Source organism: Sphingobium sp. MP9-4, from assembly GCF_005281675.1.
Lineage (GTDB): Bacteria > Pseudomonadota > Alphaproteobacteria > Sphingomonadales > Sphingomonadaceae > Sphingobium > Sphingobium yanoikuyae.
Genome location: NZ_LUFI01000003.1, coordinates 129,814 through 154,918, shown reverse-complemented (window position 1 = coordinate 154,918; position 25,105 = coordinate 129,814). Strand labels below are relative to the sequence as shown.

30 protein-coding genes and 1 pseudogene are annotated in these 25,105 nt (G+C 66.6%); 13 read left to right on the top strand and 18 right to left on the bottom strand.

Going from position 1 to position 25,105, the window contains the following annotated elements:
* The 4 genes from A0U87_RS02695 to A0U87_RS02680 all read right to left on the bottom strand — a co-directional run.
* Window positions 1-879: metalloendopeptidase (locus tag A0U87_RS02695; protein WP_137405197.1), on the bottom strand; the 879-nt coding region annotated here is incomplete at its 3' end.
* A 57-nt stretch (window positions 880-936) separates the two neighbouring features.
* Window positions 937-1,359, bottom strand: a complete 423-nt coding sequence (locus tag A0U87_RS02690) for a 23S rRNA (pseudouridine(1915)-N(3))-methyltransferase RlmH (RefSeq protein ID WP_048936223.1) — start codon at window positions 1,357-1,359, stop codon at window positions 937-939.
* 53 nt (window positions 1,360-1,412) lie between these two features.
* Window positions 1,413-1,802: a ribosome silencing factor gene (rsfS, locus tag A0U87_RS02685; RefSeq protein ID WP_004209841.1), complete on the bottom strand. Its 390-nt coding sequence runs from the start codon at window positions 1,800-1,802 to the stop codon at window positions 1,413-1,415.
* A gap of 12 nt (window positions 1,803-1,814) precedes the next feature.
* Window positions 1,815-2,444, bottom strand: a complete 630-nt coding sequence (locus tag A0U87_RS02680; RefSeq protein WP_048936224.1) for a nicotinate-nucleotide adenylyltransferase — start codon at window positions 2,442-2,444, stop codon at window positions 1,815-1,817.
* A 35-nt stretch (window positions 2,445-2,479) separates the two neighbouring features.
* On the opposite strand from A0U87_RS02680, the gene A0U87_RS02675 reads away from it, so the two are divergent.
* The gene (locus tag A0U87_RS02675) at window positions 2,480-3,496 is read left to right on the top strand and encodes an acyltransferase (RefSeq protein ID WP_080993505.1); all 1,017 of its coding nucleotides are present in this window, start codon (window positions 2,480-2,482) and stop codon (window positions 3,494-3,496) included.
* A gap of 12 nt (window positions 3,497-3,508) precedes the next feature.
* Here the strand turns inward: A0U87_RS02675 and rmuC are convergent, their stop codons facing one another.
* Window positions 3,509-4,990, bottom strand: a complete 1,482-nt coding sequence (rmuC, locus tag A0U87_RS02670; RefSeq protein WP_048936226.1) for a DNA recombination protein RmuC — start codon at window positions 4,988-4,990, stop codon at window positions 3,509-3,511.
* A 77-nt stretch (window positions 4,991-5,067) separates the two neighbouring features.
* Window positions 5,068-6,051, bottom strand: a complete 984-nt coding sequence (locus A0U87_RS02665; RefSeq protein ID WP_048936227.1) for a GlxA family transcriptional regulator — start codon at window positions 6,049-6,051, stop codon at window positions 5,068-5,070.
* A 131-nt stretch (window positions 6,052-6,182) separates the two neighbouring features.
* Between A0U87_RS02665 and A0U87_RS02660 the strand changes: the two genes are divergently transcribed.
* From A0U87_RS02660 to A0U87_RS02650, 3 genes are all read left to right on the top strand, one after another.
* Entirely contained in the window at window positions 6,183-7,013 is an 831-nt protein-coding gene (locus A0U87_RS02660) for an alpha/beta hydrolase (RefSeq protein WP_048936228.1), read from the top strand.
* Between the two features lie 68 nt (window positions 7,014-7,081).
* Window positions 7,082-7,867 carry an SDR family oxidoreductase gene (locus A0U87_RS02655; protein ID WP_048936229.1) on the top strand — a complete coding sequence of 262 codons (786 nt, stop codon included), beginning with the start codon at window positions 7,082-7,084 and terminating at the stop codon, window positions 7,865-7,867.
* A 67-nt stretch (window positions 7,868-7,934) separates the two neighbouring features.
* Complete coding sequence (locus tag A0U87_RS02650; RefSeq protein WP_048936230.1) at window positions 7,935-8,447, top strand: hypothetical protein; 513 nt, start codon at window positions 7,935-7,937, stop codon at window positions 8,445-8,447.
* Here A0U87_RS02650 and A0U87_RS02645 read toward each other — a convergent pair.
* Window positions 8,402-9,586: an aminotransferase gene (locus A0U87_RS02645; protein WP_048936231.1), complete on the bottom strand. Its 1,185-nt coding sequence runs from the start codon at window positions 9,584-9,586 to the stop codon at window positions 8,402-8,404. The genes A0U87_RS02650 and A0U87_RS02645 overlap by 46 nt on opposite strands.
* 96 nt (window positions 9,587-9,682) lie before the next feature.
* Here A0U87_RS02645 and A0U87_RS02640 point away from each other — a divergent pair, with 96 nt between their 5' ends.
* Entirely contained in the window at window positions 9,683-10,459 is a 777-nt protein-coding gene (locus tag A0U87_RS02640; protein ID WP_048936232.1) for a carbonic anhydrase, read from the top strand.
* A gap of 4 nt (window positions 10,460-10,463) precedes the next feature.
* Here A0U87_RS02640 and A0U87_RS02635 read toward each other — a convergent pair whose 3' ends face one another.
* A complete protein-coding gene (locus A0U87_RS02635) occupies window positions 10,464-11,924 on the bottom strand; it encodes an amidohydrolase family protein (RefSeq protein ID WP_048936438.1) in 1,461 nt (486 codons plus the stop codon).
* Between the two features lie 102 nt (window positions 11,925-12,026).
* On the opposite strand from A0U87_RS02635, the gene A0U87_RS26955 reads away from it, so the two are divergent.
* A complete protein-coding gene (locus A0U87_RS26955; protein ID WP_048936233.1) occupies window positions 12,027-12,863 on the top strand; it encodes a LysR family transcriptional regulator in 837 nt (278 codons plus the stop codon).
* Between the two features lie 170 nt (window positions 12,864-13,033).
* Here A0U87_RS26955 and guaA read toward each other — a convergent pair whose 3' ends face one another.
* From guaA to A0U87_RS26950, 3 genes and pseudogenes are all read right to left on the bottom strand, one after another.
* Window positions 13,034-14,605, bottom strand: coding sequence for a glutamine-hydrolyzing GMP synthase (guaA, locus tag A0U87_RS02625; RefSeq protein WP_010336491.1), 1,572 nt, complete (start codon window positions 14,603-14,605; stop codon window positions 13,034-13,036).
* Window positions 14,606-14,787: 182 nt separating this feature from the next.
* Window positions 14,788-15,735, bottom strand: coding sequence for an MFS transporter (locus tag A0U87_RS02620; RefSeq protein ID WP_276609680.1), 948 nt, complete (start codon window positions 15,733-15,735; stop codon window positions 14,788-14,790).
* 67 nt (window positions 15,736-15,802) lie between these two features.
* Window positions 15,803-15,946, bottom strand: a pseudogene (locus A0U87_RS26950) (tetracycline resistance MFS efflux pump); the annotation flags it as partial.
* On the opposite strand from A0U87_RS26950, the gene A0U87_RS26095 reads away from it, so the two are divergent.
* The 3 genes from A0U87_RS26095 (at window position 15,933) to A0U87_RS02615 (ending at window position 17,484) form a co-directional block, all read left to right on the top strand.
* The gene (locus A0U87_RS26095) at window positions 15,933-16,169 is read left to right on the top strand and encodes a hypothetical protein (protein ID WP_170978343.1); all 237 of its coding nucleotides are present in this window, start codon (window positions 15,933-15,935) and stop codon (window positions 16,167-16,169) included. The pseudogene A0U87_RS26950 and the gene A0U87_RS26095 overlap by 14 nt on opposite strands.
* Entirely contained in the window at window positions 16,166-16,333 is a 168-nt protein-coding gene (locus A0U87_RS26090) for a hypothetical protein (RefSeq protein WP_170978345.1), read from the top strand. The genes A0U87_RS26095 and A0U87_RS26090 overlap by 4 nt, the downstream gene beginning before the upstream one ends.
* A gap of 239 nt (window positions 16,334-16,572) precedes the next feature.
* Window positions 16,573-17,484, top strand: coding sequence for a dienelactone hydrolase family protein (locus A0U87_RS02615; protein WP_048936236.1), 912 nt, complete (start codon window positions 16,573-16,575; stop codon window positions 17,482-17,484).
* A 24-nt stretch (window positions 17,485-17,508) separates the two neighbouring features.
* Here the strand turns inward: A0U87_RS02615 and A0U87_RS02610 are convergent, their stop codons facing one another.
* Complete coding sequence (locus A0U87_RS02610) at window positions 17,509-18,042, bottom strand: peroxiredoxin (RefSeq protein ID WP_004209859.1); 534 nt, start codon at window positions 18,040-18,042, stop codon at window positions 17,509-17,511.
* Between the two features lie 21 nt (window positions 18,043-18,063).
* Window positions 18,064-18,456 (bottom strand): VOC family protein, encoded by a 393-nt coding sequence (locus A0U87_RS02605; protein WP_004209861.1) that lies wholly within the window; start codon window positions 18,454-18,456, stop codon window positions 18,064-18,066.
* Window positions 18,457-18,557: 101 nt separating this feature from the next.
* Between A0U87_RS02605 and A0U87_RS02600 the strand changes: the two genes are divergently transcribed.
* The 4 genes from A0U87_RS02600 to A0U87_RS02585 all read left to right on the top strand — a co-directional run bounded on the left by A0U87_RS02600 (window position 18,558) and on the right by A0U87_RS02585 (window position 21,655).
* Window positions 18,558-19,064, top strand: coding sequence for a hypothetical protein (locus A0U87_RS02600; protein ID WP_234893095.1), 507 nt, complete (start codon window positions 18,558-18,560; stop codon window positions 19,062-19,064).
* A gap of 40 nt (window positions 19,065-19,104) precedes the next feature.
* A complete protein-coding gene (gene recF / locus A0U87_RS02595) occupies window positions 19,105-20,178 on the top strand; it encodes a DNA replication/repair protein RecF (protein ID WP_048936238.1) in 1,074 nt (357 codons plus the stop codon).
* Between the two features lie 107 nt (window positions 20,179-20,285).
* A complete protein-coding gene (locus tag A0U87_RS02590) occupies window positions 20,286-20,819 on the top strand; it encodes a CHAP domain-containing protein (RefSeq protein WP_004209865.1) in 534 nt (177 codons plus the stop codon).
* A gap of 80 nt (window positions 20,820-20,899) precedes the next feature.
* Window positions 20,900-21,655, top strand: a complete 756-nt coding sequence (locus A0U87_RS02585) for a CHAP domain-containing protein (RefSeq protein ID WP_048936239.1) — start codon at window positions 20,900-20,902, stop codon at window positions 21,653-21,655.
* A gap of 38 nt (window positions 21,656-21,693) precedes the next feature.
* On the opposite strand, the gene A0U87_RS02580 is transcribed toward A0U87_RS02585, so the two are convergent.
* The 5 genes from A0U87_RS02580 to A0U87_RS02560 form a co-directional block, all read right to left on the bottom strand.
* Window positions 21,694-21,972 carry a DUF3297 family protein gene (locus A0U87_RS02580; RefSeq protein ID WP_004209867.1) on the bottom strand — a complete coding sequence of 93 codons (279 nt, stop codon included), beginning with the start codon at window positions 21,970-21,972 and terminating at the stop codon, window positions 21,694-21,696.
* 56 nt (window positions 21,973-22,028) lie between these two features.
* The gene (locus tag A0U87_RS02575) at window positions 22,029-22,859 is read right to left on the bottom strand and encodes a serine protease (RefSeq protein WP_048936240.1); all 831 of its coding nucleotides are present in this window, start codon (window positions 22,857-22,859) and stop codon (window positions 22,029-22,031) included.
* Window positions 22,860-22,863: 4 nt separating this feature from the next.
* A complete protein-coding gene (locus A0U87_RS02570) occupies window positions 22,864-23,286 on the bottom strand; it encodes a DUF350 domain-containing protein (RefSeq protein WP_004209870.1) in 423 nt (140 codons plus the stop codon).
* 73 nt (window positions 23,287-23,359) lie between these two features.
* On the bottom strand, window positions 23,360-23,668 hold the full coding sequence (locus A0U87_RS02565; RefSeq protein ID WP_010336501.1) for a hypothetical protein: 309 nt from the start codon (window positions 23,666-23,668) through the stop codon (window positions 23,360-23,362).
* 163 nt (window positions 23,669-23,831) lie between these two features.
* Entirely contained in the window at window positions 23,832-25,073 is a 1,242-nt protein-coding gene (locus tag A0U87_RS02560; RefSeq protein WP_004209872.1) for a cyclopropane-fatty-acyl-phospholipid synthase family protein, read from the bottom strand.
* Window positions 25,074-25,105 lie beyond the last annotated feature (32 nt).

The following is a 25,105-nucleotide window of genomic DNA, read 5'->3' as shown; positions in this document are numbered from 1 at the left end:
GCCGCTGTCCAGCGCCTCGCGGTCGGGGGCAGGGGCGCCGGCCTGGTCGGGGCGGGCGGGGCGCAGCACCGGGCCGGACAGTTGCGCCAGGCGATCGCGCAGGTCGCTCGCCACCTCCAGCTGGTCCATCAGGTCGACAATGTCGCGCGCCTTCTCGCCCAGCGCCAGTGCGCGTTCGCTTTCGAGGCCTGCATTGGCGCGATAGTCGCGGGCGGCGACGCGCTTTTGCGTTTCGAGCTGGCGCAGGGCGGCCTGGCGATCGGTAAGATCGCGGCGGCTCTTGGTCAGGGCGTCGGCGGCCTGCTGCGCGGTGGCGCGGATCGCGCGGCTGCGGTCCAGCTCGGCGCGCAGGCCAGCGGTGCGCTGCTCGATCACCGGCAGCACCTGTCCCAGCACCGCGCGCATATGGACGGCGTCGCTGATCGATCCGGGCTGGACGAGGGCAAGGGCGAGCGGGCGGCGGCTCATCATCTGCAGCGCGGCGGTCAGTCGCACCACCGGTTCCTGCCTGGCGGCGAGGCGCGCGGCCTGGGTGCGCTGCATCCGGGCAATGATGGCGATGCGGGCCTGGGCGGCCTGCACATCGGCCTCGGCCTGCTGGATGCGGGCGGCCATGGCGGCGGCGCGGCGGCCGGCCTGTTCGGCCTCGTCACGGGCCATGCCGGCCTGGCGCTCCAGCCGGACCGATCGGTCGGCAGCCTCCACCGACTGGCGGCGGGCGTCGCGCAGCGCCTTTTGTTCCTGTGCCAGCGTGGTGCCGGCGGTGCCGGGCAGGATGATCGCGGCATCGTCCGCGGCGGGCAGGCGCGTGGCGACAAGGGCCACGATGCCCGCCAGTGCGATGCCCGTGATGCTGTTGCTGATGATGCTGCGCTTCAACCGCTTGTCCCGCCCGATAGGGCTTTGACTAGGCGCAAGCCGTGGGCATGTCGAGCCTCAGCCTTCGCGGTGATAGGGGTGGTTGGCGAGGATCGAGCAGGCGCGCCACAGCTGTTCGGCGAGCATGGCGCGGGCGATGATGTGCGGCCAGGTCATGGCGCCAAAGGCGATCAGCAGGTCGGCATTGGTCCGTTCGGCATCGTCGAAGCCGTCGGCCGCGCCGATCAGGAAGCGGATCTCGCGCGTGCCGGTGTCGCGCCAGCCCTCGATCCGCCGGGCAAAGTCCATCGAGGAAAGTTGCTTGCCCTTTTCATCGAGCATGACCGTCACCGTGCCGGGGCCGACGGGCGGCAGCTTGCCGCCCCGGTCGGGCATTTCGGTGATCTTGTGCGGCATGGTCAGCCGCTTGACATAGCGGTCGACCAGATCGGCTTCGGGCGAGCGCCCGATCTTGCCGCGCGCGATGATGTGGAGGAGCATGGCTCCCCCCTAGCCTGTCATCGCGCCCATGTCGAAGGGCGCGACGGCAAGGATCAGGCGTTGCCCGCGACCGGCGCGTCGACGAAGCCCCACATCCGTTCCAGATTGTAGAAGCTGCGCACTTCCGGCTTGAACAGATGGACGATCACGTCGCCGGCATCGATCAGCACCCAGTCGGCGACCGGCAGGCCTTCGACCCGCGCGGAGCGGCCGGTGGCCTTCTTGATCCGTTCGGCCAGATGCTGGGCGATCGCCGCGACCTGACGCGACGAACGGCCGCTCGCAATCACCATATGATCGGCGATGCTGCTCTTGCCTTCGAGGGGGATGGAGATGGTTTCCTGCGCCTGGTCGTCGTCGAGCGACTGCATGACAAGGGCGTGCAGGGCGGCCACGCTATCGGCGGCAGGCGCCGTATCGTTGGCAGGGGCGAGGTTAGTCAATTAAACTCCAATCTAGACGATCATCCGGCGCGTGAGCGGATCGCGCACACACGTTGCTTCATATTCGCGATGCCAGAGGGGGTCCGCCTGCCGTAGCAGGGTTGCCGATCTTGGATCAGGGCGAAAGCGCAATAGCACGAGCGCCGGTGGTCTCCAATTCGTCCAGTCTGCACTCTGGCGCGCGGACCGGACGAAGCGCCGCAGCCAACTCATGGCCGTAGAGCCACGGGCAGCGTCATCATAGCCCGGACGGGCGATGACGGCAATGGGCATCTGTCGTGCTATGCCGCGCCAGTCGCGCCACTGGCCAAATTGCGCCAGATTGTCGGCGCCCATCAGCCAGACGAAGTGGTTGCGGGGGTAGCGCTGGCGGAGCGCGCGCAGCGAGTCGACGGTGTAGCGCGTGCCCAATTGGCGCTCGATCGCGGTGGCGCGAATCGGCGCGCGGCGGGCGATTTTCTGCGCATGGGCAAGGCGGACGGGCAGCGGCGCCATGCCCCTGGCGGGCTTCAACGGATTGCCGGGCGATACCAGCCACCAGATTTCGTCGAGACCCAGGGCGTCCCTGGCGAACAGCGAAATGGCGCGATGCCCGCCATGCGCCGGATTGAAGGAGCCGCCAAGCAGGCCGATCTTTTTCATGGGGGCAGCCATGCCAGCGCCGGGGCGGGGCGGCAATGGGCAGATTCTTAAGGCTTGCCCGCTATAGCCGCGCCATGCAGGGGCGGCTGATCGGATTCGATGGATTGCGCGGGATTGCCGCACTCAGCGTCCTGCTGTTCCATGCGCTGACCTGGACCACGGGCGACGCGCGGGGCAACGGCTATCTGGCGGTCGACTTCTTCTTCATGCTGAGCGGCTATGTGATGGCGCGCACTTATGAAGCGCGATTGGGGCAGGGGCTGTCGACCATCTACTTTGTTCGTGCGCGATATCGACGCTTCCTGCCAGTGATGGCCATAGCCGGGCTGATCGCGCTGCCCGGCTTCCTCCTCACCAATGAGATGTCGCTCTGGCCGGTGGCCCTTGCCAATCTGCTGCTGATTCCCAGCCTCTTCACCGGGCGTCTCTATCCGTTGAACGGGCCGGCCTGGTCGATCCTCCTGGAACTGATCGCCAACATGGCACACGGCCTTGTCCTGCGCCGCTTGTCGACCAGGATATTGGTGCATGTCGTGCTGCTGAGCGCGACCCTGTTCGCGGTTGTCGCCAGTCGTGTGGGGATGGACGTGGGGGCGCAGCCTGCCAGCTTCTTCTTCGGCCTGCCGCGGGTGATGTGCGCCTATGGCATGGGGGTCATATTGTGGCGCTGGTGGCGCGACAGGCCGACCATTGCCGTTCCGCCGCTGGCGGCCCTGGTCGCGATGCCGCTCTATTTTGGCATCGGCACGGTGATCGACGCGGATGGCTGGATCAGTGGCATGGTCTTCATCCTGCTGGTCTGTCCGCTGATGCTGGCGGGCGGGCTGCGCTGGCAGCGACAATCGCGGTGGATGACGGCGGCGGGGGCACTTTCCTTTCCGCTTTATGCCGTTCATGCCCCGGTCTGCATGACGGGGCTGATGCTGGGCGTGCCCGTGGCCGGCGGCGTTGCCGCCAGCCTGGCGGTTGCGGGGCTGATTGCCTGGATGCAGGCGCGGCCGCGTCGTCCGGGATCCGCGACGCTTCCGTCCGCGCCTGTGGCGGCAAGCTAGCCCGAGACGATCCTATTCCGCCGCCGGCAGCGCGCGCGCTTCGTCGGCCTGCGCGTCACGGGCGAGGACGTCGAGCGGTTCCATCGCCTCGATCTCCTTGCCGCCGGTCTCGATGTCGAGATCGCGGAACTTGCGCCCGGTGGACAGGACGCGGGTTTCGAAGCTGCCGATGAAGCTGTTATAGTTGGAGACTGCGCTGTTGAGGCCGGAGCCGAGGCGCTTGAGGTGGGTCGCGGCGACGGACAGGCGCTCATAGAGTTCCTTGCCGAGCTGGCCGACCTGCTGCGCCTGTTCCTGCATCTTGGCCTGGCGCCAATGGCCCGCCAGCGTGCGGGCGAGCGGCAGGAAGGTGGCCGGGCCGCAGATGATGACGCGATTCTTGGCGGCGCGTTCCCACAGCTCCATGTCCGCCTCCAGCGCGGCGGTGACGAAATTGTCGCCGGGCACATACATGATGACGAAGTCGGGGGCCTTGTCGAACTGTTCCCAATAGGCCTTGCGCCCCAGCGCGTCGGCATGGGTGCGCATGGCGCGGGCATGGTCGAGCATATGGGCGTCGCGCTGTGCGGGGTCGACCTGGTCGACTGCGTTCAGATAGGCGACCAGCGAGCATTTGACGTCGACCACCATCTGCTGGTCGCCGGGCAGGTTGATGACGAAGTCCGGGCGCAGGCGGCCGTCCTCGACTGCGACCGACACCTCCTCCTTGAAGTCTACGAACGGGGAAAGGCCGGCGGTTTCGATGAGATTCTTGAACTGCTGTTCGCCCCAGCGACCGCGCGTCTTGGGCGCGGCGCGCAGGGCGTTGACCAGCTTGGCGGTTTCCTCGCGCACCTGGCCCTGGCCCAGATGAACCTGCTGCACCGCCTCGCGCAGTTCGGCATAGCTGCCGACCCGGTCCTTCTCGACGCGGGCGAGGCCTTCCTCATAGCGCTTGAGCGTGGTTTCGACCGGGTTGAGCAGCGTCTTCAACTGCGCCTCGCTCTTCTCGCTCGCCTGGGCGAAGCGCTGGTCGGCGCGGGTCAGGAACTGGGTCTGGGCGGATTCGAGCAATTTGCCGCCGATTTCGCTGAACTGGGCGGAAAGCTGTTCCTTCGCGTCCTTGAGCGCGGCGATCTGCTGCTCGAACGCCTGGGTGCGGGCATGGATGTCGGACTGGAGCGCGGCGAGGTCACGCAGCGCGGCTTCGCGCTCGGTCTGGATCACCTCGATGCGCTGGCTGGCGGCGGCCTGTAGCGCCTCGATCCGCTGTTCGGATGCGGCCTGCGCGGATTCGAGCCGGGCGAGCTGGGCCATGCCCTGCGCGACCCGTTCCTTCTCCACCGCCAGTTCGGCGATCGCGCCGTTGCGCTGGGCGGTGGCGATGTCGAGCTTGCCGGTCAGATCGGCCTTTTCGGCGGTCAGCGGCGCCAGCGCCTTGCCCTTGAGCAGCCAGCCGACGGCGAGGCCGATCAGCAGCGCGACGGGAATGAGAAGGGCGGCAAGGCTGTCCATAACTATCCTTTTTGGGAACGAAACGGGAACTTAGCGGGGCGCGTCGAAGGTCGCAAGAACCTTCCTCATGCCTGCCGTCATGCCGCCTGTGCGCTGGGTGCGGCGAAGCGGGCGCGATAGTCGCCGGGCGACAGGCCGACCAGGCGGTGGAACAGCTTGCGGAAGGCGGCGGCATCCTCATAGCCGACGCTCCAGGCGATCTGGTCGATCGTGCGCCGGGTAAATTCCAGATGCTCGCGCGCCTTTGCCACGCGCAGATGCTGGACATATTCGATCGGGGTCATGGCCGTCGCCGCCTTGAACCGGCGCTGGAAGGTGCGTTCCTCCAGCGCGGCCTGCGCCGCCATCTCGGTGACGCTGACCGCCTTCGCCTCCCGCGCGGCGAGCCAGTGCTGCACCTTTAGGATCGGCTCGTCGCCATGGGTCAGGCGCGGCAGGAAGCGGGCGAAATGCTTCTGCTCCCGCCCGGCCGTGTCGATCAGCAAGAATTTGGCGGTGTCGAGCATCACCGTCGGGCCAAGCAGCCGGTCGACCAGTCGCATGCCAAGGTCGGTCCAGGCCATCAGCCCGCCGGCGGTGATGATATCGCCATCGTCGATGACGATGCGGTCGCAATCGAGCTGCACGGCGGGGAAGCGGGTGCGGAAGGCGTCGGCGAACCACCAGTGGGTGGTGGCAGGGCGGCCGTCGAGCAGGCCGGTCGCCGCCAGCAGGAAGGCGCCGCCGCAATTGGAGGCGAGGGTGGCGCCAGCGGCATGGCGATCGAGCAGCCAGCGGGCATAGGGCGCGGCTTCCTCCGCCTCGGGCACGCCGGTCAGGCGGCCGGGGACCAGCCAGATGTCGGGCGTGCCGCCCAATCCTTCATGCGTGTCATGGCTGCGGGCGAAGCAGCTATCGGCCTGCATCTGCCAATGGCTGACGCGCACCACCGGGCCGCCATGCTGGACCGAGAATTGTCCGGCAATGTCGATCAGGTCGGTCATGCCATGGACCATCGCCTGCTGGCAGTTGCGATAGAGCAATAAGCCCACTTCGGCACGCGGAAGGCTGCTGTCGGCCATGTCCTGGTCCTTTGTCGGAATCGGCCCGCTTAATGTCGGAACCGCCAATCCCGATCCTCCGCCATCGCCCCTAATAGTGCAAGCACAGGGCGTGAAGGACGCCCTTCTGGAACAGAAGAAGGGAATTTCACATGAGCAACTATGTCACCACCAAGGACGGCACCCGCATCTTCTACAAGGATTGGGGACCGCGCGACGGCCAGCCGATTATCTTCTCCCATGGCTGGCCGCTCAGCGCCGACGCCTGGGACGCGCAGATGGTCTATTTCGCCAATCAGGGCTTCCGCACCATCGCCCATGACCGCCGCAGCCATGGCCGGTCGGACCAGGTGTGGGACAATAATAATATGGACCAATATGCCGACGATCTGGCTGACCTGATTGCGGCGCTGGACCTGTCGGACATCATCCTAGTCGGCCATTCGACCGGCGGCGGCGAAGTCACCCGCTATATCGGCCGCCATGGCACCAGCCGGGTCGCCAAGCTGGCGCTGATCGGCGCGGTGCCGCCGCTGATGCTCAAGACCGAAGCCAATCCGGGCGGCCTGCCGATCGACGTGTTCGACGGCATCCGCAAGGGCACGTTCGACAATCGCAGCCAGTTCTTCAGGGATCTGACCATCCCCTTCTACGGCTATAACCGGGACGGCGCGGTCATCTCCGAGGGCATTCGCGAGGAGTTCTGGCGGCAGGGGATGATGGGCGGCCTCAAGGGGCAGCTCGACTCGATCCGCGCCTTTTCCGAAAGCGATTTCCATGCCGACCTGGCGAAGGTCGATGTGCCTACCCTGGTCCTGCATGGCGATGACGACCAGATCGTGCCGATCGGTGCAGCCGCCCTATCGACGGTGAAGATCGTTACGGATGCGGTGCTGATCGTGTATGAAGGCGCCGACCATGGGCTGACGCAGACTCACCAGGACCGGTTCAACGCCGACCTGCTCGATTTTATCAACGGCTGACAATTCCGACCCCCGTTCGTTTTCGACAGGTGCGGAAGCGGACGGGGGTGGCTCCAAGGAGACATCCCATGACCAAAGACACCATTCTCATCACCGGCGCGTCGGACGGTATCGGCGCCGTCTATGCCGATCGCTTCGCCAGGCGCGGCGCCAATCTGATCCTGGTCGCCCGCCGCGCCGAGAAGTTGGAGGCGCTGGCCGCCCGCCTGCGCGCCGACAGCGGCGTCAGCGTGGAAGTGATCGCCGCCGACTTGTCACAAGCTGACGATCTGGCGCGGGTCGAGGCGCGGCTGCGCGACGATGACGCGATCACCGGCCTGGTCAACAATGCCGGCATTGCCGGGGAACAGGCCTTTGTCGAGACCGACCCGGCCTATCTCACCGGCCTGATCGACCTCAACATATTGGCGGTGACGCGGCTGTCCCGCGCCATTGCGCCGCGGCTGGCGGCGAAGGGCGCGGGCACGTTGATCAACATCACGTCGGTCACGGCGCTGATGCCGGACGGCTTCACTGCCGTCTATCCCGCAAGCAAGGCCTATGTGCTGGCCTTTAGCGAGGCGCTGCAGGTCGAACTGGGCAGCAAGGGCGTGAAGGTGCAGGCGGTGCTGCCCGGCATCACCCGCACCGCCATCTGGACGGCGGAACAGATTGCCGGCCTGCCGCCGCACATGGTGATGGATGTCGAGGTGATGGTCGACGCGGCACTGGCCGGACTCGACATGGGCGAGGCCATCACCATTCCGGCCCTGCCGGACCGGGCTGACCTCGACGCCTATCTCGCCGCGCGGGCCGCGCTTCGGCCCAACCTGTCGCTCAAGGATGCGGCGCCCCGTTATCGGGTGACCGCCTGACATGGCTCCCGTCCGGCTCGCTCATCATGCGAGCCCGACGGATCATTGGAAATCAGGGAGAAAAATCATGATCCTCGGTCTTTCCATTCCCGCCTTCATCGCCCTGCATGTCGCGATCAGCCTGATCGGCATTGTCAGCGGCCTTGTCGCCCTGCCGGCCATGGCCAGGAGACATGTCCTGCCAAAAATGCAGGGCCTGTTCCTGGTGACGACCCTGCTCACCAGCCTCACCGGCTTCCTCTTTCCCTTTCGCGGTTTCACCCCGGCGATCGGCGTCGGCATTCTCTCGACGCTGGTGCTGATCATCGCCTTCGCCGCCTTTTACGGCCTTGGCCTGCGCGGCCGGGCGCGGGGCATTTATGCGGTGACCGCGACCATCGCTTTGTGGCTCAACCTGTTCGTGCTGGTCGTGAAGGGTTTCCTCAAGGTGCCGGCGCTCAATCGGCTGGCGCCGACCGGCACGGAGCCGCCCTTCCTCGCCGCCCAAGGTCTTCTGCTGATCGTCATGCTGATCCTGGGCGCGGCGATCCTGCGTCAGCCAAGGCTCGCGCGGAAGGCGGCGAGCCGCTCGATCGCCTGATCCAGCGTCGCGTCCGACTTGGAGAAGCAGAGACGGACCAGATGGGTGACCGGATCATCGGGGTAGAAGGCGGAGATCGGGATTGCCGCCACCCCGGCTTCGTCGATGATCCGGTTGCAGAAGGTCACATCGTCCATCGCGATGCCCGACGCGGGCAGGTCGATCGACAGGAACCAGGTGGCGCCGCTGGGCAGCACGACATAGCCGGCGGCTTCCAATCCCGCCGCCAGCCGATCGCGCGACGCCTGATAGGCGGCGCGCTGATCGTTCAGCCAATCTTCGGGCCAGCCCAGCCCCTGCGCCACCGCCCATTGCAGGTTGGGCGGGGTGGTGAAGGTCAGGAACTGGTGGGCGCGGGCGAGCAGGGTGGCGATCGGCGGCGCGGCGCACATCCAGCCGACCTTCCAGCCGGTGACGGAGAAGATCTTGCCCGCCGACCCGATCTTGACCGTGCGCTCGCGCATGCCGGGAAAGCCGATCAGCGGGCGATGCGGCAGCCCGTCATAGACGGTCTCCTCCCATACCTCGTCGCACAGCGCGATCAGGTCATGGCTGATGCAGAGGTCGGCCAGCAGCGCCAGTTCCGCCTCACGCAGCACGATGCCGGTCGGATTGACCGGATTGTTCATCAGCAGGATACGGGTCCTGGGCGTGATCGCCGCCTCCAGCGCGTCGCGGGTGACGCGCCAGTCGGGCGGCGTCAGTTTCACCACCCTGGCCACGCCGCCAGCCCGCTCCACCAGCGGCAGATAGGCATCATAGAGCGGTGCCAGCATCAGCACCTCGTCCCCCGGCCGCACCAGCGCCAGCAGGCTGGCGGCAATCGCCTCGGTCGCGCCCGATGTGACGATGATGTCCTGCGGGCTGAGGTCGAGGTCCTGACGCCGGGCATAATGATCGGCCAGCGCCGTGCGCAGTTCGATCAGGCCCGGCATCGGCGGATATTGGCTGGACCGGGTCAGCAGCGCATTCGCCGCGGCCTGCAGCACATCCTGCGGTCCCGGCCCTTCGGGAAAGCCCTGCCCCAGATTGATCGCGCCGGTTTCCCGCGCGCGGGCCGACATATGCTCGAAGATGGTGGTCGGCATATCGCGATAGACGGGATGGCCAAGTCGGGTGTCGGGCAAGCGGGGCTCCATCGGATCGTCGGCGATGCCAGCGGTCTAGGTCTTTCCATTGCCCTGCGCAAACCAGTCCGGCATCATGGCGCCTCCTCATCACAGGGAGACAGACCCATGTGTTCGGACGTCGATGGCATGCATGACCAGCCGTACGGGACGCAGGAGGAGGATGGCGCCGCGTCCTCCCGCCGCGCCTTTCTGACCGCGATGACGATGGCGGGCGGGGTGGCCATGGCCGCCTTGCCGGCCGCACCCGCAATGGCGGCGCGCCCCGTCGACGGCCCGGATGCGTCTATGACGCCGGACGCCGCTCTGGCCGAGATCATGGCCGGCAATGCCCGTTTCGTCGCCGGCAAGCCGACCGCCCATCTGCAGGACCTGTCGATCATCAAGGCGCGCGCGGCCGAGGGACAATGGCCCGTGGTCGGCGTCCTCTCCTGTGCCGACTCGCGTGTGCCGGTGGAGATGGTATTCGACGAATATATCGGCCGGCTGTTCGTCACCCGCATCGCCGGCAACATCACCACGCCCGAAATCGTCGCCAGCCTGGAATATGGCGTGGCGGTGCTGGGGCTGAAGGCACTGGTCGTCATGGGCCACAGCAATTGCGGCGCGGTGAAGGCGGCGATCGACAATCCCGAGGTACCGGGCCAGATCAGTGCGCTCTTCCCCGCGATCCTGCCCGCCCTCTATCTCGCCCGCAGCAAGGATGCGGCCATCGTCACCCGTACCAATGCACTGGTGCAGGCGGCGACTCTGGTCAACGCCTCACCGGTGATCGAGGAGAAGGTGAAGGCCGGCACGCTGAAGGTGGTCGCCGCCGTCTATGACGTGGCGACCGGCAAGGTCGACATGCTGCCGGTGCCGGCCGACATGCTGATGCGCGGCTGATCCGTCAGGGCCGGGTTGCCGCCGCATTCCAGGCGGCGACCTTCGCCTTCGTCTCTGCCAGCAGCGCGTCGAGCCGGGCGCGGTCCTGCAGCGTGCCGCGCAGGATCACCGCGTCGATCGCCTTTGTGGCGTGGATATCCTCCAGCGGATTGGCGGTCAGCAGGACCATATCCGCCTGCTTGCCTTCTGCCACCGCGCCATAACGGTCGAGCAGGCCGAACCAGGCCGGGCCGGCGCGGGTGGCGCTGGCCAGCGCTTGGGCCGGGGTCAGGCCGCGATCGACATAGAGCGCCAGTTCCTGGTGCAGGGCAAAGCCGGGATAGTCGAAGCTGTTGAGGAAGCCCGCATCGGTGCCGGCCATGATCGTCACACCGGCCTGCTGCAACAGCGGCAGGATCGCGGCATTATGCTCGTAAATGGCGTGGCGCTGGGCGATCTGCTCGGGCGTCGCCTTGGCCGCGCGCTCGATCCGCCAGTCATAGGTCTTGCGCAGGCGCGGGCCGATATAGGCCAGTTCGGGATCGGCGCTGTGATCGTTCTGGTCAAGATAGGCGACGGTGCGCGAGATGCTGAGCGTGGGCGTCACGAACACGCCGCGCGCCGCCATGTCGCGATAGGCGGCCATGGCAGTAGCTTCGTCAAAGCCGGCATCCAGCTGCGCGCTGGCCTGTGCCCGGTCGATCTTGCCGGCGGCGAAATCGGCGGTGATCCGCGCCTCGTCCTTCACGCCCGCCTTGTGGGCATAGTCGATATGCTCGATCGAGCTGATCCCGGCCGCGATCGCCTGGCCGACGGTGAGTGCCATCGGAATATGCCCCGACGCGCGCAGCCCGGCGCCGCGCGCCTGGCGCACGGCATAGAGGAACAGCTCGGGTTTCAGGGTGCTGTCCGTGATCTTGACGAAATTGACGTTCAGTTCTTTCAGCTTGGCGATCGCCTGGTCGACATCGGCCTGCGACCCGGTTTCCAGCGTGCCCTTCCACACCGGCTTGATCCCCTCGATCTTCGGGCCGGAACTCAGCAGGGTCGGGCCGAACAGCCGCCCGTCGGCAATTTCGCTACGCCAGCGCAGCACATCATAGGGCAGGTCGCCCGATGCATCGCGCACGGTGGTGATGCCGTTGGCGATATAGAGCGGCAGCAGCGCCTTATTCTCTTCGATGAGCTCCGGCCCGCCGCCGAAATGCACATGCATGTCCCACAGGCCGGGGATCAGATAGCGGCCCTTGGCCTCGACATTCTTGCCCGCGCGCCAGGCGGCGGCAATCGTGCCGTCGTTGCCGACCGCGACGATCTGGTCGCCCCTGGTCGCGACCGCCTGGTTGGGGACCAGCCGGCCATGCTCGACATCGACCAGCGTCGCATGGCGGATCAACAGGTCGGCGCGGGCCGGCGCGGCCTTCGCTGCGGTGGGCAGGGGCAACAGGGCAGTGGCGGCCAGCAGCGCGGCGAGAAGCGTCTTCATGAAAATCCCCGGTTCTTGTGCGGCGCGCAGGATAGGCAGGGGCTGCATCATCGACAAACAACATATATGAATGGCAATCATTCATGATCCAAATGGAATGCCATGCTCGATCCGCGCCTGCTCCGTGCCTTTGTCGCGATCGCCGACAGCGGCAGCTTCACCATTGCGGCGCAGCGGCTGCACATGACCCAGTCGACCATCAGCCAGCAGCTCGGCCGGCTGGAACAGGCGGTGGGGCATATGCTGGTCGATCGGGCGGCGCGGCCGGTGCGGCCGACGGCGGCGGGCGAGCGGCTGCTGGGCCATGCAAGGCGCATCCTGTCGCTGCAGCAGGAGGCGGAAAGCCTGCTTGCCGATCCGGCCGGCAGCGCGTCGATCCGCATCGGCCTGCCCGACGACATCGCCAGTCGCGCCATGATGCGGGTGTTCGCCCGCTTTTCCGAACAATATCGGGCGGTGCGGCTGGACGTCACCACCGGGCTCAGCCGCGATCTCACGCGCCGATACCGCGCGGGCGAGTTTGACATCATCGCTGTCAAGGAACCGACGCCGAGCGCCGATTGCCGCGCCAGTTTCGCCGAGCCGATCGGCTGGCATGAAAGCGCGGACCGGCAGGGCGACTGGCCCGATCCGTTGCCGCTGGTCGCCTTTCCGGCGGGCGGCCTCTATCGCGACGCGATGTTCGACCGGATCGGGCGGGAGAGGCGGCGCTGCCATGTCGCCTTCACCGGCAGCGACCTCACCAGCGTGCTGACCGCGGTGGAGGCGGGCATGGGCCTGTCGCTGGTGCCGATGCGCGCGGCGACCGGGCGGGCGGTGCGACCCTATGCGCCCTTCGGGGCGGAGGCCGAAATGCGCGTGTCGCTCTATGCCTGGGACGATACCGGGCCGACCGCCGAACTGGTCGCGCAGATGGCGGCGGTGCTGGCGGCGCGGTAAGGGCGGCGGCCGCTTGCGCGGCCGCAACTGGGTCTAAGCGGTGCGGCACCTTGCGGTGCCGAATAAACCGGATCGCCGTCCCCCGGACGGCGATTGAGTTCGATACCCACGGCCGCTCGCGCGGCCGAGTAAAGCCGGCGAATGTCCCCCGGACATTCGCTATTTCGGCTTTACTCCCACTCGATCGTGCCGGGGGGCTTGCTGGTGTAATCATACACCACGCGGTTGATGCCCTTGACCTCGTTGATGATGCGGGTCGCGACGCGGCTGAGGAAAGCGGCGTCGAAGGGGTAGATGTCGGCGGTCATGCCGTCGGTCGAGGTGACCGCGCGCACGGCGCAGACGCTGTCATAGGTGCGGTAATCGCCCATCACGCCGACGGTGCGGACCGGCAGCAGCACGGCAAAGGCCTGCCAGATCGCGTCGTAGAGGCCCGCGTTGCGGATTTCCTCCAGATAGATGAAGTCGGCCTTGCGCAGGATGTCGCAGCGTTCCTTGGTCACTTCGCCGGGGATGCGGATGGCAAGGCCGGGGCCAGGGAAGGGATGGCGGCCGACGAAGATGTCGGGCAGGCCCAGTTCCTTGCCCAGCACGCGCACTTCGTCCTTGAACAGTTCGCGCAGCGGTTCGACCAGCTTCATGTTCATGCGTTCGGGCAGGCCGCCGACATTATGGTGCGACTTGATCGTCACGGAGGGCCCGCCGGTGAAGCTGACCGATTCGATCACGTCGGGATAGAGGGTGCCCTGCGCCAGGAAGTCGGCGCCGCCGATCTTGGCGGCTTCCTCCTCGAACACGGCGATGAATTCGCCGCCGATGAACTTGCGCTTCTTTTCCGGGTCGGTGAGGCCGGCAAGGCCGCCCAGGAAGCGCTCCTCGGCGTTCACATGGACCAGCTTGATGCCATAATGTTCGCGGAATAGGCTGACCACCTGCTCGGCTTCGCCCAGGCGCATCAGGCCATGATCGACGAACACGCAGGTGAGCTGGTCGCCGATCGCTTCATGGATGAGCACGGCGGCCACCGCGCTGTCGACGCCGCCCGACAGGCCGCAAATGACCCGGCCATTGCCGACCTGCTCGCGGATCTCGGCGATCTTGACCTGGCGGAATTCGGCCATGGTCCAGTCACCGGCCAGGCCGCAGACATGGCGGACGAAATTGGCGATCAGCTTGCCACCGTCGGGCGTATGCACGACTTCGGGGTGGAACTGCGTGCCGTAGAATTTCCGTTCCTCGTCGGCGATCACCGCGAAGGGCGCGCCGTCCGACACGGCCACGATCTTGAAGCCGGGCGCGAATTTCGTGACCTTGTCACCATGGCTCATCCACACCTGATGCCGTTCGCCGACTTCCCACAGTCCGTCGAACAGGGCGCAGGGTTCGGTCACGGTCAGGAAGGCGCGGCCAAATTCGCCGCCTTCGCCGGTCTCGTGACCGGGGCGCACTTCGCCGCCCAACTGATGGCTCATCACCTGCTGGCCGTAGCAGATGCCCAGGATCGGCACGCCGGCGTCGAACAGGGCCTGCGGCGCACGCGGGCTGCCTTCCTCCGGCACGCCGGCGGGCGAACCGGACAGGATGATGCCCTTGGGCTTCATGCGGTCGAACGCGGCCTGGGCCTGGGTGAAGGGGGCGATCTCGGAATAGACGCCGGCTTCGCGTACGCGCCGGGCGATGAGCTGAGTCACCTGGCTGCCGAAGTCCACGATAAGGATGGAATCCTGAAGGGGCAGCGTCATCGAATCGCCTTTATATCGAGCGTGGGAAGGGATTCGCGCCCGGTTAGTCGCACCGCCCCGATATGTCCAGTTTTCCCGGTTCAGAGCATCATCCGATTAGGGTAAATCGGATGATGCTCTGATTTTCTTTTGTTTGCCGCATTCTGCGAGTCGTCGGCTGTTCCAGCCGACTTCAGAATGCTCTAGGCCGGCGCAGGACCATCCTGTTTGCGTCCTGCCGCGTGGCCGAGCAAGGCGGCACCGGCCAGCACCAGCGCCGCGATCAGGAAGGCGCTGCCGATGAAGGGCAGGATCGGGCGGGTGCCGACCGAGGCGGAATAGACCGCACCGAAGAAGAGCGGGGAGACGATGCCGGCGATCGCGCCGACGCTGTTGTTGGCGCCCTGCAACTGGCCCTGTTCGCTTTCGGAGACGCGCTGCGTCATCAGCGACTGGATGGTCGGCATGGCGAGGCCCCAGAGCGCGTTGGGGAACATGGCGGCGACGAACAGCCAGCCTGTGGGCGCCAGGCCCATGGCGGCGATGCCGACCGCGCCGAAGCCGAGGCCCACGACCATCGTCGTTCGGTCGCCCAGTCGCTTCACCACCGGACCGACCAGCAGGCCCTGCACCGCCATGTCGAGCAGGCCGACCATCGCCAGCAGGGTGCCGACCTGCCAGGCGCCCCAGCCATAGCGGTCGCCGGCATAGAGGACGAACACGGCCGAGAAGAGATGATGGGCGAAATAGAGGAGGAAATTGACGATCGCGAGGCTGGACAATTCGGGGTGCGAGCGCAGCAATTGCAGCGCGCCGAAAGGATTGGCGCGGCGCCAGCTGAACGCCATGCGCTTTTCCGGGGCGAGCGATTCGGGCAGCACGATGAGGCCATAGAGAAAGGCGAGGCCGGACAGGCCCGCCGCCGCCCAGAAGGGCGCACGGTGCGAAATCTCGCCCAGCACCCCGCCCAGCAGCGGCCCGGCGACGAAGCCCGCGCTGAACGCTGCGCCGATCAGCCCATGGCCGCGCGCCCGCCCCTCGGGCGGGGTGATGTCGGCCATATAGGCGAAGGTGGAGGTGAAGCTGGACGAGGTGATGCCGGCAAGGATGCGGCCCAGCGCCAGCCACCAGAGATTGGGCGCGAGCGCCATCAGCACATAGTCCAGCGCCAGCCCCCGCGACCGAGATCAGGATCACCGGCCGGCGCCCGAAGCGGTCCGACAGCGACCCGATCACCGGCGAGCAGAGAAACTGCATCGCCGCCCAGAGCGCGACGAACAGGCCATTCCACAGGCCCGCGCTGCTGCTGGAGCCGGACAATGTCTCGATCAGCTGCGGCAGCACCGGAATGACGATGCCCATTGACATGACGTCGAGCAGCGCCGTCACCAGGATGAAGGCGATGGCGGCGGTGCGGCGCGGATGGGCGGGGGCGGTCATGGCGCAGGCGCTATCCTGCCGGGATGGCGATGCCAAGCGCGATGGCGCGATGTTCAGGCATGGGGCGCCGTTTCACCATGTCTGGCACCCCAAAAAAAGGGCCGCCCCGGCGGGACGGCCCCAGCTCATGCTATGGGATGCATGAAGGGATCAGCGCTGCTCGCGATCCTGATCGTCGCGGCGTTCCTGCTGGCCGCCGCCTTGCTGGCGACGCTGTTCATCCTGTGGGTTCTGCTGGTCGGGCTTGCCGGGCTGACCGCCCTGCTGACCGGGATTCTGGTTCTGGTTTGCCATCTCACACTCTCCTAACGGGCATCGTAACCCGCCTGCGCTCAACTTGGGCCGGCGCAGCGATGTTCCGAAAAATCATGCTGATCGAAATCAAGTCCGCCACAAGCTGCGGACAAGCTGCCATATTTCCTGCGTCTCGCCCAAAATTGGATCGATCGGAACGCCGATGGCGGCGATGGCGTCATGGGATTGTCCTGTCGGCTTGCGCGACCGTGGGCTTGGGCTAGTCTGCGCCCGTCCACAGCAGGAGAGCGCCGATGACCACCGATCGCGATGATGTGCCGTCCCCCGTCGAGCGGCTGGCGGAGGATCGCAACTGGATTGCCTCGACCGGGCTCAGCCGGCGTCACATCCTGGCCGGCGGCGCCTTTGCCGCCGGTTTTGCCGCCGCCTGCCAGCCGGTCGCGGCCAGCACCATCCAGACCGCGCCCGACGGGCTGGTGGAGGAAGCCGTCTCGATCCCGACCAGTGACGGTTTCGCCATGCCCGGCTTCGTCGCCCGCCCGGCGGGCAAGAAGAAGGCGCCGGTGATCGTCGTCGTGCATGAGATTTTCGGCGTCCATGAATGGGTGCGCGACATGTGCCGGCGCTTCGCGAAAGCCGGCTATCATGCCGTCGCGCCGGATCTGTTCGCCCGCCATGGCGACGCGACCAAGGTCAGCGACTTCAAGCAGTTGGTGGCGGAGATCGTGAGCAAGGCGCCCGACGCGCAGGTCCTGTCCGACATCGATGCCACCTATGCCTTTGCCGGCGCCCATGGCGGCGACGCGTCACGGCGCGGCATCACCGGTTTCTGCTGGGGTGGCCGGGTGGTCTGGCTCTATGCCGCGCACAGTGCCGCGCTCGACGCCGGCGTCGCCTTCTATGGTCGGCTCGTGACCCAGAAGAACGACCTCCAGACCCTGTCGGCGATCGAGGAGGTGGGGCAGCTCAAGGCGCCGGTGCTTGGCCAATATGGCGAACTGGACAAGGGCATACCCCAGGCCGATGTCGAAGCGATGCGCGCGGCGCTCAAGGCGGCGGGCAAGTCGCCACCCGATGCGATCACGGTCCATGCCGGCGCCGACCATGGTTTCATGGCCGATTATCGGCCCAGCTATAATGCGGCGGCGGCGAAGGCCGCCTGGAATGAAACGATCGGCTGGTTCGACAAATATGTGAAGGGGTGACCGGCACCCCTTCGCCGTTGCGCCTTATTTCTGCTTCATCGCCTCGACCGCAGCCAGTGTGCTCTTCACATGGCCGGCATAGCTCATCTCGCTATGGACGAAGGCGATGCGGCCGCTCGGCGCGATGACATAGGAGGTGCGGTCGGTCATGCCCGGCCGCATCTTGAGCGCGACATCATAGCCCGACACGATGTTCGGCCCGGCCGAGGCGACCGCGAACTTGCCGGCGCATTCCTTGGTGGAGAAGGCGACCAGATCGTCGACCGGATCCGCCGACATGCCGATCACGGTGGCGCCGGCCGCCTTGAACTTGTCGATATTCTCCGCGAACTCGCGCGCTTCGGCGGAACAGCCCGGCGTGAAGGCCTTGGGGAAGAAATAGAGGACCACCGGCCCGCGCTTCAACTGATGCGACAGGGTGACGGTGAAGGTCTTGCCGGCCAGCGCGCCGCGCGTGGTGAATTCCGGCGCCTTGGCGCCGACCGCCAGTGCCGCCATGCTGCCCTGCGTGCCCAGGGCTGCGGCCGCCAGGGCCAGGATGATCTTCGCGCTCTTCATAATCTAGCTCCCATGGGTCGGTCAGGCGGCGGGGGTGGGCGGTTCCCACAATTCGATGGCATTGCCCTCGGGATCATGGATGCGGGCAAAGCGCCCGACATCGGGATGATCCCATTCGGGCTTGGTGATGGCCTCAACGTCCGCCGCGCGCAAGTCCGCCAGCAGCCCGTCGAGATCGGACACGCGCAGATTGATCATGAAGCTCTTGTCGGCGGCGAAATAGTCGCTGTCCTGCTTGAACGGCGAAAAGACCATCGGTCCGCCCAGCGTCTGCCAGACATATTCGTTGACCGCCGGAATGTCGGGATCGGCGCTGCATCCGCCGCCGACGCCCAGATGAGTGCGATACCAGGCGGACAGGGCCTGCGGATCACGCGCGCGAAAGAAAAGTCCGCCCATTCCCAGGACCGGCATGGCATCCCTCCTCGATTGTCGCGGCGGTGATAGCATGGCCGCGATGGCCGGTCACGCGAGGGTTGGGGGAACCCGATGCCGCCCTGCCGGGTTGGCATCGCATGCGTAACCATTTCCTCCTCGCCCTTCCGCTGCTGCTGCTCGCCGGTTGCGGCAGCAAGGAACAGAATCAGTCCGGCATGGTCACCAACATCCTGGACCAGGCCTTGCCGAGCACGCGCGATGTCCCGCCCGGCGCCAATGCCATCACCCCGGTAGAGCCCGCGCCCGACCTGCCCGTGGCCAGGGGCGACGCGCTTCACGCCAATGCGATCCCGATCGCGCTGCAGGGGCGCTGGACCGGCACCAAGGAACGCTGCGGCGACCGGGCGGCGGCCCAGGCGCTGGAACTGACCGCGGCCAGCCTGATCTTCCACGAAAGCGTCGGCACAGTTCAGCGTGTCACGCGCGAGGGGGAGGGGCGGCTGGCGGTCGTCGCCAATTTCACGGGTGAGGGCGAAAGCTGGACCCGGACCCTGATGCTGCGTCCCTCGACCGATGGGCAGCAGCTTACCATCACCAATGACGGCACGGCGATCGTGCGCAAGCGCTGCACCCCGGCGGCCTGAACCGCTTCCCCCGGCGCGCAGTCCTCGCTACAGCGGCGCGATGATCGGCCGCCTCACCCTGAGTGATTTCCGCAACCATGCGGACGCGCTGATCGTGCCCGACCAGCCATTCGTCCTGCTGACCGGCGACAATGGGGCGGGCAAGACCAACATATTGGAAGCGGTATCGATGCTGGCGCCCGGCCGGGGGCTGCGCGGCGCGGCGCTGCGGGCGATGGCGCGGCAGGATGGCGGCGGCAGCTTCGGCATCGCGGCGGAGGTGGATGGCGTGGTGCTGGGCACCGGCGTCAGCGCGGATGCGCCCGACCGGCGGCAGGTGCGGATCGGCGGGGTCGCCTCGTCCGCCAATGCGCTGGCCGACCATCTCTCGATCGTCTGGCTGACGCCGGCGATGGACCGGCTGTTCCTCGACAGCCCCGGCGGTCGCCGGCGCTTCCTCGATCGCCTCACCCTGGCGCTCCATCCCGGCCATGCCGCGCACAGCGCCCGTTATGAAGCGGCGATGCGGGCGCGCAACCGGCTGCTGACCGATCTGCGCCGGGCGGACCCGGCGTGGATCGGCGCGCTGGAGGCGCAGATGGAAGAGCATGGCACGGCGCTCGCGGCCGCCCGCGCCGATCTGGTCGCGCGCCTCAACCGGCAATTGGTCGATCAGCCCGACGAGCCCTTCGCCCGGCCCCTCATCCGAATCGCGCAGGAGGACGGCGCCAGTGACGAACCGCTCGGCCAGCGGCTTGCCCGCGAGCGGCGACGCGATGCCGCGGCCGGCCGCACCCTTTCTGGCCCGCATCGTCATGATCTGGATGTCATCCACATCGCCAAGAATCAGGCGGCGGCGCTCTGTTCGACCGGCGAGCAGAAGGCGCTGCTGCTTTCGATCCTGCTGGCGCATGCGGCTCTGGTATCGGCTGATCGCGGCCAGCCGCCGGTGCTTCTGCTCGACGAAGTGGCGGCGCATCTCGACCCGTCGCGACGAGCTGCGCTGTTCGACCGATTGCGCGAAACCGGCGGCCAGGTCTGGATGACCGGCACGGAAGATAGTCTTTTCAACGAGTTGAACGGTGCAACCCGGCTCCATGTAACGGCCGGGCATGTTTTTCGTTCCGCAGCATGACGCATCGCAGCAACGACTCATCGCTCGGCGGTTTTCAAGACGAACGGCGTCTGCCCTAAGGAGGTCATCGGGGATTATACCTACCTACAAGTCGGGGGTCGCAAGGAATGATCGGTGGTTTTCGCGCGCTGTTCGCAGCCGCCATGCTTGCGCTCGGTGCCTTCTCTGCCGTTCCCGCCACCGCCGGTGTCCTGCAATGCGCGCCCTTCGCCCGCGAAGTTTCGGGCATCGAGATTTTCGGCAATGCCAACACCTGGTGGAACCAGGCCGCCGGTCGCTACGACCGTGGTCATGAGCCCCGCGTCGGCGCCGTCCTGTCCTTCGCGTCCAGCCGCGCCATGCCGGTCGGCCATGTCGCCATGGTCAGCAAGATCGTCAATGATCGCGAAGTGCTGCTGACCCACGCCAACTGGTCCTATCGTGGCGGTGTCGAGCGCAATGTCCGCGCTATCGACGTGTCGCCCAACAATGACTGGACCGACGTGCGCGTATGGTATGGCCCGATCGGCGACGTTGGCCTGCGTTCGAACCCGACCAACGGCTTCATCTATGCCGACAAGCCGGAAATCGATCAGCCGGTCCAGATCGCCCTGGCCGATCGCGCCACCGCCGGCACCGACAGCGCCAAGGGTGCTTTCTGAGCCGTTAACCCAATCCTTACGGATGGGGCTCTAGGGTCGATCGCGGTGGGGCGATACTCGACGCTTAGAGGTCGCATTAAATGTTTCGATATGTCCGCTGGATGGCTTTGCTGTCCGGCCTGACGGCGGCGCCCGTGCTGGGCGCCACGGCGCTGCAGTGCGTTCCTTATGCGCGCATCGTGTCGGGCGTGGAAATCTATGGTGATGCGCTGACCTGGTGGGACCAGGCACAGGATCATTACAAGCGCGGCAGCATCCCCAAAAAGGGGGCGGTGCTCGCCTTCCGGCCCGTCGGGCCGATGACCCTGGGCCATGTCGCCGTGGTCAGCCGGATATTGGATGATCGCCGCGTGCTGATCCGCCACGCCAACTGGTCGTCGCCCGGCGCGATCGAGGAGGATGTGCTGGCGATCGACGTGTCGGATGCGGGCGACTGGAGCCAGGTGCGCGTCTGGCACAGCCCGACCGGCCAGATGGGCGCCCGCATCAACCCGACCTTCGGCTTCATCTATCCGACCAGGGCGAAGCTGCATCCCTTCACGCCCGATCCGGCGCTGGGCAGCAGCCTTCGCTATGCCAGCGTCGCGGCCGAGACAGGCGATGGTGAGGACGGTGCGGAGCTTGCGCCGCTGCCCAGGGCGGCGACACGGATGGCGTCGGTTCAGACGCATGCGATGGTGGCGGCGGTTTCGCCCAAGCCTGCTGCGCCCCGGCGCAAGGCGGCGCCCCGTATCGAGGCGGACCCGTTCATCATCGAATATGCGGACAACAGCCCGTCGGATCGCTCGCTGGGCGACGTCATCGCCGACGTGAAGCGCGAATCCCTGATGAACTGACCGGCCCCCGCGATCAAGCGGGGACCGGCCTTATAAGCTTATTCGGCGTCGGCGGCCTTGTCGCCCTCGGCGCCTTCGGCCGGGTTTTCGAACCAGGCCTCGACTTCACCCGACAGCTTGATGGTCAGCGGGTTGCCGTGACGGTCGCGGGTCTTGCCGGCGGCAACGCGAATCCAGCCCTCTGAAATCGAATATTCTTCCACATCCTTGCGTTCACGGCCCTTGAAACGGATGCCGATGCCGCGCTGCAGCACCTCCATGTCGAAATGGGGGCTGCGCGGGTTGGTGGACAGATGGTCGGGGGGCGTGTCGCTCATGATCTCAATTTCCCTGAAAATGCTGCGCAGCGCCTACTCTTTCCTGCCCGCAGGCGTCAACCGCCGCGCCCGTCATCGACATCGCAGAAGATGCGGCGGATGACGCCATCGTCCAGCCAGTTGGCGAAACGTTCCTGCGCGTCGGTCAGCCCGGCAAAGGGATAGGGCACCGGCTGGTCGCCAACGGCACGGCTGGCGGCGGTCAGGCGCATCATCGCGTCGGGCGCCACGGTCAGGATGCGGCCGCGCCGGTCGGTCGATGCGCTGTTGATGCCGACCACCCGGCCATCGGTGGAGAAGACCGGGCCGCCGCTGATCCCCGACAGGGTGCCATCGCCCTCGGGCAGGCGGCCACGCTCGGCCCAGACCAGCACCGGCTGGTCGATGCCGCTGCTGCCGCGCCGCGCTTCGGCCCGGCCGATCAGTTCGGACAGGACCAATGTCGGTTCGCCGGCGGGGAAGCCCATATGATAGCCGGTGGAGCCGGGCGAGGGCGCACCACTGCGCAGCGGCAGGGCGGCGGGGCTGCGGGGGCCGCGCGGGATGATCGCGGCATCCGATTCCCGGCTTTCGATGACGCGCGGCACCTCCAGCGCGCGGCCGCGCTGTTCCAGCCCGACGCGCGAACAGCCATGGGTGACATGTTCGGCGGTCATCCACACGCCGCTGCGATCGACGGCAAAGGCCGTGCCCATGGCGTCGGCCGGGCCGCCGGGCCGATCCTCGATAATATATTGTTCCTCGCTACCGCGCGGCAGCGGGCGGCGGGGCGAACGGGGATCATATTGTTCGACCTGCAAGGACGGTGCCTGCATCTCGCCCAGCCAGGCGAGCAGCAGGATCAGGCCCAGCAGCCAGGGCAGGCAGCCACAGCCCCCACGCCCCATCGCGTCAGCCCGCCACGGCCGCAGCCGTCAGGCAGGCGACCGCGGCCTTCATCATCGCCAGGAAGATCGCGGCGGAACGCTCATTCGCCTCGATCCGGCCCGACAGCGATCCCAGCAACAGGTCTACCAGGCGAAAGGCGATGAGTTGCAGCACCAGCGTGACGCTGCCCCAGATGACGACGTCCCAGACATTGACCGATCCGGCGAGGCAGAAGGCCAGCGGCACGGCGAGGCCGACGGAGGCGCCGCCCAGCGAAATGGCGGCCGCCTCATTGCCGGCGCGGATCAGCTTGAACTCGTCGTGCGGGGTTATCCACATATAGACCGCCATGGCGGCCGCCCAGACCAGGGTGGCGCAGGCGAGGTGGAGAAGCAGGATCGGCAGGCCCGACAACAGGCTCTGGATGACGGGTGTAGGATCGCTCATGGGCACAGAAATGCCGCAACCCGCCCTCGGGTTCAATCGGGGCGGGCCGCGATATGGATTTGCTCAGGCGGGATCAGCGACAGACACGCACCCGGACCCGACGGTCGCGATAGGAATTATAGCGCCATTCGTCCCAGCAGCGCTGGCGATAGGCGGAGCGATAATAGCCGCGTCGTCCGTCATAATAGCGCCGGTCGCCGCGCCAGCGACGGCGGTCGTCCCAGCGGCGATTGTCCCAATGGCGCCGGCCATCCCAGCGGCCGTCACGATCGCCGCGCCAGCCGTCGCTGCGATAATGCTGCGCCTGGGCAGGCGCGCTCGTGGCGGCGATGCCGGCCATGGCCAGGCCCAGCATCGCGGCGCTTTTCCACAGGAATTTCATCTTGCTTCTCCTCTGTCCGGCCCGGCTGCCGGGGCAGCGCGGGGACGTGGGGAGGAGAATGGGGGCCGGTCACTGAACCGTCCGGGAACGGGGCTGACAGGCTTTGTTCAGCCCGCCCGGACGGTCGCAATTCTGCCTCGCATCATCGGTGCGCGATGGTGTTTCAGCGCCCGCGCAGCGCGGTCTCTGCCTCGATCATATAGTCGCGGGTGATAGGTAGCGCGCGGCGGTCGCGCACATATTGGACCTGGAAATTGACCATCGACCCATGTTCGAACACGGTCGCCGCGCCCGCCAGATAGAAGGTCCACAGGCGGAAGAAGCGCTCGTCATAGAGGGCGACGATATCCGCCTTGTGCGCCATGGTCCGTTTGTACCAGTCGCGGATGGTCAGGCCATAATGGATGCGCAGCACTTCCACGTCGGTGATCATCAGCCGCGTGCCTTCGCTGCCCGCCACCATTTCCGACAAAGCGGGGATATAGCCGCCGGGGAAGATATATTTGGTGGTGAAGGTATCGGTGATGCCGGGGCCATCAACCCGGCCGATCGTGTGGATCAGCATCACGCCGTCCGGCGTCAGCAGGTCGCGGCACTTGTTGTAGAAGACGCGATAGTCGGCGGTGCCGACATGTTCGAACATGCCGACCGACACGATCCGGTCGAACGGCCCTTCAATGTCGCGATAATCGATCAGTTCGAACCGGACATGGTCGGCCACGCCGGCGTCGATCGCCCGCTGGCGCGCAACCTTCAACTGCTCTTCCGACAGGGTGATGCCGGTGACGTCGACACCGAAATGCTTGTGCAGGTACAGCGCCATGCCGCCCCAGCCGCAGCCAATGTCCAGCACCTTCATGCCCGGCTTCAGGTAGAGCTTGGCGGCGATATGCGCCTTCTTGTCTTCCTGCGCCTGTTCCAGGCTGATCCCCGCCTCATTCTCCGCATCGGGGAAATAGGCGCAGCTATATTGGCGGTCGCGGTCGAGGAAGAGGGCGTAGAGCGCGCCCGACAGGTCATAATGATGGGCGACATTGGCCTTGGACCGGCTGCGATGATTGGCCTTCCACAGCTTGCGGCGCACCGTCTTCAGCGCGCGCTGCACCGGCCCCTTGGCGTCGATCGACTTGCCATTTTCCCAGGCGTTGTTCTGACGGATCATGGACACGAATTCCATGATGCCGCCGCCCTCGATCGCCACCCGGCCATCGATATAGGCCTCGGCCATGCCCAGGCGCGGATCCTTGACGATGTCGAGGGGCACGCGCTTGTCGAGGAAGCGCAGCGCCAGCGGGGGCAGGTCGGGATCGGGCGAACCGACGGTAACGCTACGGCCATCGGCATAGAAAACGGTCAACTGACCCTTGGTGACAAGACGTCTCAGAACGCGGTCGAAAATCTTCATGGAGCAGGCTGGTCCTTCTCGTTACGCGGCCG

Coding starts and splice junctions, on each gene's coding strand:
- A0U87_RS02620 (WP_276609680.1), bottom strand. CDS start 15,735: ATGGCGCTCGCGCCCAATCTCTGGTGGCTGGCGCTGGGCCGCATCCTT.
- A0U87_RS02585 (WP_048936239.1), top strand. CDS start 20,900: ATGTTTCGATATGTCCGCTGGATGGCTTTGCTGTCCGGCCTGACGGCG.
- A0U87_RS02570 (WP_004209870.1), bottom strand. CDS start 23,286: ATGAGCGATCCTACACCCGTCATCCAGAGCCTGTTGTCGGGCCTGCCG.
- A0U87_RS02675 (WP_080993505.1), top strand. CDS start 2,480: ATGGGCAGATTCTTAAGGCTTGCCCGCTATAGCCGCGCCATGCAGGGG.
- A0U87_RS02640 (WP_048936232.1), top strand. CDS start 9,683: ATGTGTTCGGACGTCGATGGCATGCATGACCAGCCGTACGGGACGCAG.
- A0U87_RS02680 (WP_048936224.1), bottom strand. CDS start 2,444: ATGAAAAAGATCGGCCTGCTTGGCGGCTCCTTCAATCCGGCGCATGGC.
- rmuC (WP_048936226.1), bottom strand. CDS start 4,990: ATGGACAGCCTTGCCGCCCTTCTCATTCCCGTCGCGCTGCTGATCGGC.
- A0U87_RS02635 (WP_048936438.1), bottom strand. CDS start 11,924: ATGAAGACGCTTCTCGCCGCGCTGCTGGCCGCCACTGCCCTGTTGCCC.
- A0U87_RS02565 (WP_010336501.1), bottom strand. CDS start 23,668: ATGAAATTCCTGTGGAAAAGCGCCGCGATGCTGGGCCTGGCCATGGCC.
- A0U87_RS02655 (WP_048936229.1), top strand. CDS start 7,082: ATGACCAAAGACACCATTCTCATCACCGGCGCGTCGGACGGTATCGGC.
- A0U87_RS02575 (WP_048936240.1), bottom strand. CDS start 22,859: ATGGGGCGTGGGGGCTGTGGCTGCCTGCCCTGGCTGCTGGGCCTGATC.
- A0U87_RS26095 (WP_170978343.1), top strand. CDS start 15,933: ATGACGATGCCCATTGACATGACGTCGAGCAGCGCCGTCACCAGGATG.
- A0U87_RS02605 (WP_004209861.1), bottom strand. CDS start 18,456: ATGCCGGTCCTGGGAATGGGCGGACTTTTCTTTCGCGCGCGTGATCCG.
- A0U87_RS02660 (WP_048936228.1), top strand. CDS start 6,183: ATGAGCAACTATGTCACCACCAAGGACGGCACCCGCATCTTCTACAAG.
- A0U87_RS02580 (WP_004209867.1), bottom strand. CDS start 21,972: ATGAGCGACACGCCCCCCGACCATCTGTCCACCAACCCGCGCAGCCCC.
- recF (WP_048936238.1), top strand. CDS start 19,105: ATGATCGGCCGCCTCACCCTGAGTGATTTCCGCAACCATGCGGACGCG.
- A0U87_RS02560 (WP_004209872.1), bottom strand. CDS start 25,073: ATGAAGATTTTCGACCGCGTTCTGAGACGTCTTGTCACCAAGGGTCAG.
- A0U87_RS02665 (WP_048936227.1), bottom strand. CDS start 6,051: ATGGCCGACAGCAGCCTTCCGCGTGCCGAAGTGGGCTTATTGCTCTAT.
- guaA (WP_010336491.1), bottom strand. CDS start 14,605: ATGACGCTGCCCCTTCAGGATTCCATCCTTATCGTGGACTTCGGCAGC.
- A0U87_RS02610 (WP_004209859.1), bottom strand. CDS start 18,042: ATGAAGAGCGCGAAGATCATCCTGGCCCTGGCGGCCGCAGCCCTGGGC.
- A0U87_RS02600 (WP_234893095.1), top strand. CDS start 18,558: ATGCGTAACCATTTCCTCCTCGCCCTTCCGCTGCTGCTGCTCGCCGGT.
- A0U87_RS26090 (WP_170978345.1), top strand. CDS start 16,166: ATGAAGGGATCAGCGCTGCTCGCGATCCTGATCGTCGCGGCGTTCCTG.
- A0U87_RS02690 (WP_048936223.1), bottom strand. CDS start 1,359: ATGCTCCTCCACATCATCGCGCGCGGCAAGATCGGGCGCTCGCCCGAA.
- A0U87_RS02590 (WP_004209865.1), top strand. CDS start 20,286: ATGATCGGTGGTTTTCGCGCGCTGTTCGCAGCCGCCATGCTTGCGCTC.
- A0U87_RS02615 (WP_048936236.1), top strand. CDS start 16,573: ATGACCACCGATCGCGATGATGTGCCGTCCCCCGTCGAGCGGCTGGCG.
- A0U87_RS02645 (WP_048936231.1), bottom strand. CDS start 9,586: ATGGAGCCCCGCTTGCCCGACACCCGACTTGGCCATCCCGTCTATCGC.
- A0U87_RS02650 (WP_048936230.1), top strand. CDS start 7,935: ATGATCCTCGGTCTTTCCATTCCCGCCTTCATCGCCCTGCATGTCGCG.
- A0U87_RS26955 (WP_048936233.1), top strand. CDS start 12,027: ATGCTCGATCCGCGCCTGCTCCGTGCCTTTGTCGCGATCGCCGACAGC.